This window comes from Anaeromassilibacillus senegalensis (assembly GCF_001261775.1).
GTDB classification, from domain to species: domain Bacteria; phylum Bacillota; class Clostridia; order Oscillospirales; family Acutalibacteraceae; genus Anaeromassilibacillus; species Anaeromassilibacillus senegalensis.
The window spans coordinates 489905-501052 of sequence record NZ_LN868535.1; the positions used below are offsets into that span (position 1 = coordinate 489905).

The following is an 11148-nucleotide window of genomic DNA, read 5'->3' on the forward strand; positions in this document are numbered from 1 at the left end:
ATATGGTATTCTATAAGCACAGAAGGACAAGCCCCACGGGGCGTTGACCATAAACGTGCGAGGAGAATCTCAGATGGGAGGTTTTTTGATGGGGATCCTACAGGAAAAGCGGCGCGTCATCGAGGTGCCGTTGGAAGAGATCATTCCAAACCCGGCGCAGCCGCGGCGGACGTTCCCGGAAAAGGAATTGCTGGAGCTCAGCCGCAGTATCAAGCAGAACGGGTTATTGCAGCCGTTGAGCGTGCGGCGGACAAAAGATGGATATGAACTGATCGCGGGGGAACGCCGTCTGCGCGCCTGCCGGATGGCGGGGCTGGACAGCGTATCGTGTATCGTCAATGCGTGCAGCGATAAGCAGAGCGCGGTGCTGGCGATGACGGAAAACCTGCAGCGGCAGGATTTACAGATATTCGAGGAAGCGGAAGGCATTCGCCGCCTGATTGAGGAGTGGGGCGTAACCCAGGAAGAAGCGGCGCTTCGTCTGGGAAAAAGTCAGTCCACCTTGGCGAACAAGCTTCGGCTGCTGCGCCTGACGCAGGAGGAACGCAAAAAAATCAGCGAAGCGGGATTGACGGAACGCCATGCGCGCGCGCTCCTGCGCATCGAAGACAGCGACCTGCGCGGGAAAGCGTTGCAGTCGATCATTGAGCATCATTTTAACGTACAGCAGACTGACGAGTATATCGAAAAGCTTTTATCCGACAAAGAGGAAAAGCCAAAGAGCAAGCGGCGCGTCATTGTGAAGGATATCCGTATCTTTATGAATACGATCAACCATGCGGTGAAGACGATGCAGATGTCGGGCATTCAGGCAAAGACCATCCGCAATGAAACCGACGAATACATAGAATGCGTTGTCCGCATCCCCAAGACGGCTTCCAGCCGGGTCGGCGCGGGCGGAAGCGTATTCAAGCAAGAAACCCCGGAAGGCCGCGACGGAAAGGACCAGCTCCCGGAACTTGCTTTAACGGCAACCGCTTAGACCTCCGGTCAGGTTAACGCAGGCGAGAGCTTACTCAAGCGGGAAACCTAGAAAGTCCGCGACAGAAAGAACCTGCTCCCGAGCTCCCGGAAATCGTTTTGATGGCAACCGCCTGAAAAACTTTTTATGCTTATATATCCTCAATTGGATTGTAGATAGATTTTGCAGCATGGGCGAGGCTGGGTAAAAAACGCCCCTGAAACAGCGTACAAGACTACTCCCATTTCCCTTATATTTTCCCTGTGAAGAAAACCGGCGCAGGGCGGCTATATGTCGCCTTGCGCCGGTTTTCTGTTGGTCTGCTTGTTAAAACAACATCTTTTACGATGATTACAATCCTTCAAAGAAAGCGTCAAAGGTGCTGACCCCATAAATCTGCTTGAGTGCCAGCAAAACGCTGATCCTTACACTGTACTTGCCTTGCTCCATTTTCGCCAATATGTCTTCGGTCATGGGAAGTTCCAGCAGCTCTAACCGGGCGGAAGCCTCGCGTTGGGATAAACCTGCTTTTCTTCTCAGTGCTTTAAGATTAGTACCAATGGAAATATCTTGTTTCAGTCCGTTCGACATAATACCCTCCCAAAATAAATGACTGGATGAATATATCCATCTTTATGTTATCTTAGTTTTTTTGCTGTAATTGGATAAATACATCCAGAAAGCAAAGTAAATGCAAAAAAGTAAGGGAGAAATGATGTCAATGAATAAGAAAGAGGAACAGATTGGTAGAATGAAAGAACTTATGAAGGGAGCGCCCCCAAAGCTGCAATATGCAATCATACGCATTATTGGCAATTACGATTTTTTTGAAAAGATTTGTCAACATTCAGGACTGACAGAAAATGAAATGCAAAAGTATAAGGAAGAAGCGCTCTTAAAAGAAGATTATTTGATGTTTGCCATGCTGTGTTTCTCTCAAGTGCTAGAACAGGAAGAATAAAAAACGAATGCTCCAATCTTCGGATAATGGTTTCCACTGATGCTGCCGCTCAACCGCTGACAGAAGAAAACATGAAAGCTTCCAAAACAATATGAGAATTTTACCTTCTTTAATCGCAAGAGTGGATACGAAAAATCTAACGCGACTCCCTCCAGTTAGGCAAACGGCAGTAAGCATTTTTATCAGATGGACAATTTTTTAAATATGGGTTTCTACGTTTCTGAAAAGTGGAAATGGTCGTTTGGAGCATTGAGAAAGAGTGTCACCTCAAACGAGCTTACTCGCCAGCCGTCAGATATGAGGAAAAACCAGTGAATTTTTAAAAGCATAAAGTGATACGATTTCACTGATATGGAATCCCATTGTGGAAGGTGACTTTATTTGTCCGTTTCATATTCTGTTCATTTTCCTATGTTTCGATGGAGGAGTAAAGATGGACCTGGAATAGGAGGGAGAAAAATGGATCACCAGCAATACAAAACTGTTAAGGCTTTTTGGAGTTTACTCGCTACCATTATGTTTGTACTTTCAGTAGTCCTTTTGTTGTATTTACGGATTATGCAATATCCAAATAGGATTGTAAATTTAGTTGTTTATGGATTAATGATAGGATCATTTATTTTGGATTTTACAAAATGCCGGTGTCCCTATTGTCATTCCATAAAAGTTACAGGGTGTTATCATCCCAAGGGAAGTATGGAGCACTGCCCGAAATGCAAGCACCGGATCTACTACGATTGATCGCCAAACAAATCGCTAAATACGTTGCGCCCTCAAGGCCATGATCGCTTAAAAGCGATTTGGCCCTGAGGGCTTTTTTATAATAAGAGAGTAACGGGCTGGAATGCCGGACAAATCTGCAAAAAGAAGGAGTGCGTTCCATTGATAAACAACCCAAAACAACGCAAAGTTTCACGTGAAACAGCAGTTTTTAGACGATAAACCTTTCCCTTGCTGCTTGTCCGTGCTATAATAGGAAACACGAGGAAGATGGCGCGGCCATCTTTTATCCTTTTTGGAAGTCCGGGACAGCTTTGGTTCGTCCTGAGAGAAAAAAGGCAGGGAAACGGAGGCCGGTTCATGGGGAAAATACTCGCGATTGCAAACCAGAAAGGCGGCGTTGGCAAGACGACCACCGCGGTCAACCTTGCGTCCGCGCTGGGGGCGAAGGGGCAGAAAACGCTGCTGGTGGACGTGGACCCGCAGGGGAATTCCTCCAGCGGGGTGGGCGTCGATCGCCGCAGGCTGAAAAGCACCATGTATGAAGTCCTGATCGGCGAGGTACAGGCGAAGGACGCGCGCATTCACACGGAGTTTGCCAACCTGGACCTGCTGCCCTCCAGCATGGACCTGGCGGGGGCGGAGCTGGAGCTGATCGAGATGGAGCACCGCGAATCCATCCTGAAAAGCGCGCTGGTGCCGCTCCGCGCGGAATATGATTACATTGTCATCGATTGTCCGCCGTCTCTGGGAATCATTACAACAAACGCGCTCTGTGTGGCGGATACGCTGCTGGTGCCGATCCAGTGCGAATATTACGCGCTGGAAGGACTGTCCCAGTTGATGAATTCCGTGCGGCGTGTGAAACGGCAGTATAATGAACAGCTGGATATTGAAGGCGTGCTCCTGACAATGTACGACGGGCGGTTGAACCTGACACAACAGGTGGTGGAAGAGGTAAAAAAATACTTCCCACGCAAGGTTTTTGCGACGGTAATCCCGCGCACGGTCCGCCTGAGTGAAGCGCCAAGCTTCGGCAAGCCGATCGGCTATTTTGACCGCAGCAATAAAGGCGCTCTTGCCTATGACGCTCTCGCTGACGAAATCCTTCTGCACAACCGCTGAGCAGGCTGTGCCTGGACCTCCGGTCGGGACCTGCGGTCAGCATGGCGCGGGTGGAAGTTTATACAAGCACAAATCCACGGATGCCCGCGACGAAAAGAACCAACTCCCGTGTGGCATCTTAGCCGATAACCACAGTAAGGCTAAAGCAAAAGCAGAAAGCCAAAGTTCCGCCGGCAATGAAGAGCAAGCCGCTTTCCCTGAGCATCCCAGGTATATGGGAATACGGGGGTGTAGGGGGGGCGTGAGTCGAAGTGATTCGGAGCCCATCTCTCGCGCCCCAAAAAAACCAATTGACATGCACCAAGTGACAAACCAGCGGAAAGCTGCCACTGTTTACCGCCGCTTTTGGAAATGTAGAAATATATTTTAAGAATGGTATGCAAGATAAAAATGGTTCCCGCCGCTTTTAGAAACGTAGAAAGACCTATTTTAAGCATGATTTGCAAGGTGAAAATGTTCCTCGCCGGAGGCGCGTCCCGACTGGAAGTCCGCGTCCCGACCGGAGGTCCGCGAAAAACGTTGCACGTCCGTGCCTTTGTCCAACTTTCGTGTCAAGACCGGACACACAGTGTCTAACGCGCCTCCGGCGATGGTCGTTTGGAGCATCGAGCGAGGCTTTAGCCTCAAGCGAGCGTCCCCACCGGAGGTGCCCGCCATGAGGCAACCGGCGGTTTTCTCCCGCTTTTTTAAAAGCGAATAAGCAGTAAAGATTGCATACGCAATCTATCTCCACTGGTTTAGAAAAATTAGAATGAAGATAAACCTCCCCAAATATGCCCATACTGATTAAAGTATCGATGTTTTAGCAGATATAAATTAATGTAATTAAAAATACGGTTTCTCTTGCTTTCTCAAAGCAAAATCCCCCTTAGGAGGTGAAACACATTGGCAATGAAAAAGAAAGGCGGCCTGGGCAAGGGCCTGGACGCCATCTTCGCAGAAAACGATATGGAGGACGCAAACGCGACCGTCAAGCTGAAAATCAGCGAGATTGAACCGAACCGCGCACAACCCCGTAAAGAGTTCAACGACGAAGCGCTGGCGGAACTGGCGGATTCCATCGCACAGCACGGCGTGTTACAGCCGCTTCTGGTCCGTCCGCTGTTGGGCGGCGGATACCAGATTGTCGCTGGGGAACGCCGTTGGCGCGCCGCGCGCATGGCCGGCGTTTCTGAGGTACCTGTATTGGTGCGGGAAATGAGCGACAGCGAAGTCATGGAACTCGCGCTGATTGAGAACCTTCAAAGGGAGGACCTGACCCCGCTGGAAGAGGCGCAGGGCTATCAGGCGCTGATTGAGTCCTACAGCTTTACACAGGAGGAAGTCTCCAAAACGGTCGGCAAATCCCGCCCCGCCGTGGCGAACGCGCTGCGCTTGCTGCACCTGCCGGAAGAGCTGCAATCGCTGGTCAACGTGGGGAAACTCTCCGCCGGTCACGCGCGCACGCTGTTGAGTTTCCAGGACCCGGAGGAAATGCAGAAGGCCGCAAAGCTCGTTGTGGAACAGGGTATTTCCGTGCGGGAGCTGGAAAAACTGGCGAACCAGGCGAACGGCAAAGAAGCCGCGCCGCGTCCGCGCAAAGCGAACCGCGTCCACTATTTTGACGAGGTGGAATTGGCGCTCCATGAGCACCTGGGCCGCAAAGTACATGTCAGCGGAAGCAAGAAACGCGGCGTCCTGCAAATTGAGTTTTACGGCGAGCAGGACCTGGCGGATCTGATCAAGCTTTTCCAGGAGGAAGACACATAAAAATTGTTTCACATGAAACACTGATAAAAGGAGTTAACGAACATGCTGGATATCAAACTGATTCGGACGGAGCCGGACCTGGTTAAGGCGGCGATTAAAAAGCGCGAGATGGACCTCGACGCGGTGGTGGACGATATTCTCAAGATTGACGTGGAGCGCCGCGAAGTCACCGGCAAGGTGGAGGCGAAGAAGGCGGAGCAGAACGCCGCCACCAAACAGATTCCCGTGATGAAAAAAGAGGGCAAGGATGTCTCCGCTCTGATGGCGCAGATGAAGGCGCTTTCCGCGGAGATCAAGGAATTTGACACGGAGCTGGGCAAGCTGGAAGACCGGCAGAAGGAACTGATGCTGTCCCTGCCGAACCTGCCGGACGAGGACGTCGCCGCGGGCGGCAAGGAACAGAACGTCCCGGTTCGCTATTTCAAGGAGAAACCCGTCTTTGACTTTGAGATGAAAAACCATGTGGACCTCTGTGAAAGCCTCGGCATGATCGATTATCAGCGCGGCGCAAAGATCGCGGGTAACGGCGCGTGGCTGTACCGCGGCTGGGGCGCGCGCATGGAGTGGGCGCTGCTGAATTTCTTTGTCAACGAACATTTGGGGGACGGCTACGAGCTGATCCTCCCGCCGCACATGCTCAACTACGAGTGTGGTTACGTCGCGGGCCAGTTCCCGAAATTTGGGGACGAGGTCTACTGGATTCAGAACCCCACCAGCGCGGATCGCAAATTCATGTTGCCCACGGCGGAGACGGCGCTGGTCAACGTGCACCGCGACGAAATCCTCACAGAGGACGAGCTGCCGCGCAAATATATCGCGTACACGCCCTGCTATCGCCGCGAGGCCGGTTCCTACCGCGCGGAGGAGCGCGGCATGATCCGCGGACACCAGTTCAATAAAGTGGAAATGGTCCAGTACACCACGCCGGAGGGTTCCGACGCGGCGTTTGAAGAGATGGTCGGCAAGGCGGAGCGCCTCGTCCAGGAGCTGGGGCTGCACTACCGCCTGAGCAAGCTCGCCGCGGGTGACTGCTCGTTCTCCATGGCCCGGACCTACGACATCGAGGTCTGGATTCCCAGCATGGGCATCTATAAGGAGGTTTCCTCCGCGTCCAACGCGCGCGACTATCAGGCGCGCAGGGGCAACGTGAAATACCGCGGCGCGGACAAGAAACTGCACTTCGCCCACACGCTGAACGCGTCCGGTTTGGCGACCAGCCGCATCATGCCCGCCATTGTGGAACAGTACCAGAACGCCGACGGTTCCGTCACTGTTCCGGAGGTTCTTCGTCCGTACATGGGCGTCGATGTGATTAAATAAAAGAAAAGAAGAGACGAAGGCCGTTGCAGGTTATACTCTGCAGCGGCCTTAATCCACACGGCAACATAAAGGGTTATAAAGAACATATCGCTCGTTCCCACTGACCTCCGGTCGGGACGTTCGCTTGAGGCGAAAGCCTCGCTCGAAGTTCTACGACTATCGATGTTTTTCAGAAGCATGGAAGGACATTTTTAAGAATTGCCCGCAAGGTAAAAATGATTCCCGCCGTAGGCGTGTCCTGACCGGCGGTCCCGCTTTTCTGAAAAGCGGAAAAACACATATTACCCTACACTACAATAAAACAGGGGCTGTTTTACAACACGCCCATTTTTCAGGAGGGTTTCATGATAACAACCGAAGAATATGTCCGCACAGAATCCGTGGCCAGCTATGAGGTGGGCGCGCAGGGTGTTTTAAAGCTCAGCGTCCTGCTGCGGATGGCGCAGGAGACCAGTGAACAGCATTTGGGCGCGCTGGGTCTCGGCTACGAAAAACTGAAAGCGGACGGACTTGTCTTTCTGATTACAAATAATCTGGTCAAAATCAAGCGCATGCCGCGTCACAACGACGTGCTGACCATCAAGACGCATCCGCGCGGCACGGCGGGCGTGCAGTTTTACCGTGACTTTGTGTTCTATATCGGGGAGGAAGAGGTTATCCGCATCATGCAAACCTCCGTATCCGCCGATCCGGAGTCGCACAAAATCCTGCGCCCCAAGGTGTTTTTGGGTTACAACATCTTTGCGGATGAAAAGATGGAAAAAGAAGGCCGCGTCGAACGCGTCACGCCGCCGGAGGGGCTGCCGCTTTTGGGCGAACGCTCGATTCGGTATTCAGACCTTGATTTTAACCACCACCTGAACAACGCCATCTACGGAGATATCCTGCTGGATTACCTGCCGGAAGAAATCCGCGCGCGTGGGATTTCTGAAATCCAGGTCAGCTATGTCAACGAAAGTGTACTGGGAGAAACCCTTCGGATCTTCGGCGGTGCGACAGGGGAGAACGAGTATCTTCTCTACGGAGAAAATGCGCGCGGCCTCGGGTTCTCCACCCGGCTGCTTTACGGATCATTGTAGTATCACATGGAAAAGGGGAGAGGTTGTATGTGTAAGAAGGGCATTCAGATCGAAATTGTCAACGAGACGAAGCAGACCCAGCAGGGGCTGCTCTTTCTGCCCGCGTTGGAATGCAATGTAAAAGGCGTCCGGTTGGCCGCGCTGGGAAAGATTCAGTTGGCCCCAGGTGCGCGCTTTCAATGCGAATGGTCAACGCAGATTTTGATCAGCGCCATGACCGGTCTGGACAAGGCGTATATCGAAACACAGCGAATGGAAGCGCCATGTGGCAGCAGCTGGGAGGCATTCAGCAATGAATCGGCGCTGGATCTCCGCGCGGGAAGCGAACGTGCCAAGGACAACTGTATCCAGGTGGTCAATCGGTATATGGAACCGATTTATGTTGCCGGGAGCCAGGGCGATAACCACCTGTTTGCCTGTCCGGTTCCGCCGGAATGTATGGTGGAAGTGCAGCTCAGGCCAAAATGTGCAGCGGCCCTTGGTGACGGGACAACGGAAGAGCGGTTTTATGACATGGAGACCTTAAAGGAACGCTTTGGTGAAAATTGGAGCGAAGTGAATCTGACGTCGTTAAAGAATGTCCGGTTCACGATGCAGCAGGACCAGGAAACCGGAAAAGTGACTCTGCACGGTGACTGCGTAAACAGATAAAGATTCAATCGCAGCCATTCGGCTGGCTTGTCGATGTGCGCGCCCGCGGCAGGAAATGCCGGACGAATGCGGACAGAGGCCGAAATTTTATAAGGTTGCATATGCAATGAAGCTCTCCGAAAACCGGAGAGCTTTTTCTTTTAAGCCGATACCGCCGGAAAGGACGGTCCTGTGTGCGAAAAGGAATTCCGCAGCTTTGGAAACGGGTGCGGGCTGGCAATCTCCGCAAACATATGGTAGAATGAATCCAATTTAAAGCGGGGGCGGCTGCTGCTTTTGCGCAAGGGAACAGACTGCCAGACCCGTGCGGCAGAATGGAAAGGAAGAGATGGATGAAGAGGAACCAGCGCAGCAGGCTGTATGACATGCTGCTGTATGTCGTTTTTGCATTTTATATCGTTTTTCTGGGGTTTGCTTTATTCCGAACCCACCATTCAACCCGGTCGCTCAACTTGATTCCGTTTCAGTCGATTACAGCGTATTTGGCGGGCGGGGACCGAATATTGTACGCCTTTGCCCTCAGCAATGTGCTGGGCAATATCGCCCTGTTCATCCCCTTGGGCGTGTATATCTTCCTGTTCCGCCGGGAGAAAAAAGTTCTGCCCTGTACATTGTGGGTGGTCCTCGTCAGCCTGTCGGTCGAGATCGTACAATATGTCAGCAAAATGGGGATCGGTGACATCGACGATGTGATTTTAAACGGGCTGGGCGGCTTCATTGGGGCCGTGATCTGTAAACTGGTGTGGAATGGGTGCAGGGATGCGGATCAGCTGCGGCGCGTGGTTGCGATTGGTGCGCCGGTCGGCGCGGCGGTCTGTTTTGGCATCCTGTTCCTTTATAATAGATAACATGGAAAGGCCTGTGAAAAAGCACAGGCCTTTGATATGAAGCTTATGAAATGGGGCAGGACAGCATACAAGAAGCGTCTCGGTTCAAGGTACATGCCGGAACCAGCCAGAAAAATCAAACTGGGTCAACTACAGTTTCATCCACAAAACGGGGCGGACGCCGCCGCTGGGATTACCGGTTGATGGATGAGTGGTGTTGCTGTTGTATCGGAAGGTGCCGTTTCCCTGAATCCCGATACTGCCGTTACCCCAAATATACACAGCTCTGTTGTTGGCGCGTCCGGGCGAGCGAAGCCACCACCACCATCCGCACCCGTCATAGGTTGTGGCGCGTCTGCTGTTGTTTTCATCTTTTCTCTGAAACCAGTATTTCTGGTTTTTCCTCGGATGATACAGAAACGCGCTGCTGTCTCCAAAATAATGGCATGCAGCTTCTGCGAGAGATAACAGGAAGATCCGATCTTCGGTATTATCTCCGCCTTTTACGCCATACCAGGGCTTGTCCGCCGTTTTGTTGACGGCCGGCACGATTTTTGCCCGGTCCGCTTTGCTGAATGTCTCCTAGAATGCACCGTTGAGATAAGTTCTCAGCGCGCAATCAGCCCATGTGACGTCACCAAATTTATCATGGTAAGCGCGTTGGTCTATAATATGTTCAGTTATCAAGAGGGCGGTATTGTTTTGGGTGTTTTAAACCCGCCAAAGATGGCCCCCGAATACGATTTGATCACCAGCCTGCGTCATTTTACCTCTATAAACGTTTATTTGGATGGATGTCTTTTTCATACTCTAACGGCAAAGGACGGAATCTGTCAAGATATTCCGTGCCGTTTACAATAAACACCTTTGTAGTTTGACGGTTTGATAAAACCGGGCGAGAGGAAGGGAAGTTTGCGGCCCGTATGAGACCTAAAACAGCGGTGGGAAAAGGCGTCTGCCAGCGCGTCCAGTGCCGTTGTACTCACACGCAGCGGACAGTAAAAGAAAGCCCGCGGTTGTTTGATGGATACAATAAAAATGTCCCCTTCTATCCGATGAACAGGACGGAAGGGGACGTTTCTTTGGCGAAGAGTATTCCAAGTCGGTTTGCGTATTTCGTTGCCTGGAAAAAAGAGAACAGAAAGGGTCAGGACAGCCGCACCACGGTGAAATTCGCGCCGTTCCCGCTTTGTAGTACCGCCGTTCCCAGAAGGCCGAAAAGCTGCAAACTCAGGGTGTTGCCTTCCGCGAGGCTGGCAAACAGCGTCGCCTGGAAGGTGGTGCCCGCCAGCGCGGGGGTAAAGGTGGAACCAGCCAGGGCGGCGCCGTTCAACAGCACGCGGGAGGAAAGCAGCAGGGAAGCCGTTGTGCTCACCCGGTACATAATCAGATATGTGCCCGATGTGGGGACGGTGAAGACCTGATTGGCGGCGTCCACGGTAAAGCCGTCCAGAATCTGGTTGTTCGGCAGGGGGACCAGCGTTCCGCCGAGGATGACGGCAATGGTGGAACCGGAAGTGTTCAACGCGTTCATACTGTTGGTGGTGGGAGCGGACCCGGTCTGTCCCCGTGCGCCCGTAGGGCCTGTTGCGCCCGTTGGCCCTGTGGGTCCCGTCGGGCCGGTTGTGCCGGTGGGCCCTGTCGCGCCGATGGCGCCGGTTGCCCCGGAAACGCCAGTCGGCCCGGCAGGCCCGGTTGCTCCGGTTGGCCCGATTGAACCGGTGGACCCGGTCGCACCCGTCGGCCCGGTGGCGC

10 protein-coding genes and 1 pseudogene are annotated in these 11148 nt (G+C 52.7%); 8 read left to right on the forward strand and 3 right to left on the reverse strand.

The genetic code is table 11. From position 1 onward, the window contains the following. Positions 1–88: 88 nt before the first annotated feature. On the forward strand, positions 89–982 hold the full coding sequence (locus BN2106_RS02370) for a ParB/RepB/Spo0J family partition protein (RefSeq protein WP_082236337.1): 894 nt from the start codon (positions 89–91) through the stop codon (positions 980–982). A gap of 330 nt (positions 983–1312) precedes the next feature. Here the strand turns inward: BN2106_RS02370 and BN2106_RS02375 are convergent, their stop codons facing one another. After that, complete coding sequence (locus BN2106_RS02375; protein WP_050696962.1) at positions 1313–1552, reverse strand: helix-turn-helix domain-containing protein; 240 nt, start codon at positions 1550–1552, stop codon at positions 1313–1315. A 130-nt stretch (positions 1553–1682) separates the two neighbouring features. On the opposite strand from BN2106_RS02375, the gene BN2106_RS02380 reads away from it, so the two are divergent. From BN2106_RS02380 to BN2106_RS02415, 7 genes are all read left to right on the forward strand, one after another. Further along, positions 1683–1922: a hypothetical protein gene (locus BN2106_RS02380; protein WP_154666397.1), complete on the forward strand. Its 240-nt coding sequence runs from the start codon at positions 1683–1685 to the stop codon at positions 1920–1922. A 1080-nt stretch (positions 1923–3002) separates the two neighbouring features. Then, a complete protein-coding gene (locus BN2106_RS02385; protein WP_050696964.1) occupies positions 3003–3767 on the forward strand; it encodes a ParA family protein in 765 nt (254 codons plus the stop codon). Positions 3768–4658: 891 nt separating this feature from the next. Further along, complete coding sequence (locus tag BN2106_RS02395) at positions 4659–5516, forward strand: ParB/RepB/Spo0J family partition protein (protein ID WP_050697010.1); 858 nt, start codon at positions 4659–4661, stop codon at positions 5514–5516. Positions 5517–5558: 42 nt separating this feature from the next. Next, positions 5559–6836, forward strand: coding sequence for a serine--tRNA ligase (gene serS, locus BN2106_RS02400; protein WP_050696966.1), 1278 nt, complete (start codon positions 5559–5561; stop codon positions 6834–6836). Between the two features lie 344 nt (positions 6837–7180). Beyond that, positions 7181–7915: an acyl-[acyl-carrier-protein] thioesterase gene (locus BN2106_RS02405; protein ID WP_050696967.1), complete on the forward strand. Its 735-nt coding sequence runs from the start codon at positions 7181–7183 to the stop codon at positions 7913–7915. 27 nt (positions 7916–7942) lie between these two features. Further along, positions 7943–8566, forward strand: coding sequence for a hypothetical protein (locus BN2106_RS02410; RefSeq protein ID WP_050696968.1), 624 nt, complete (start codon positions 7943–7945; stop codon positions 8564–8566). 332 nt (positions 8567–8898) lie between these two features. After that, positions 8899–9414 (forward strand): VanZ family protein, encoded by a 516-nt coding sequence (locus tag BN2106_RS02415; protein WP_050696969.1) that lies wholly within the window; start codon positions 8899–8901, stop codon positions 9412–9414. Positions 9415–9543: 129 nt separating this feature from the next. Here BN2106_RS02415 and BN2106_RS16675 read toward each other — a convergent pair. Continuing rightward, positions 9544–10083, reverse strand: a pseudogene (locus BN2106_RS16675) (DUF6273 domain-containing protein); the annotation flags it as partial. A gap of 457 nt (positions 10084–10540) precedes the next feature. After that, a partial coding sequence (locus BN2106_RS16880) for a BclA C-terminal domain-containing protein (RefSeq protein WP_407921735.1) occupies positions 10541–11148 on the reverse strand: 608 nt, incomplete at its 5' end.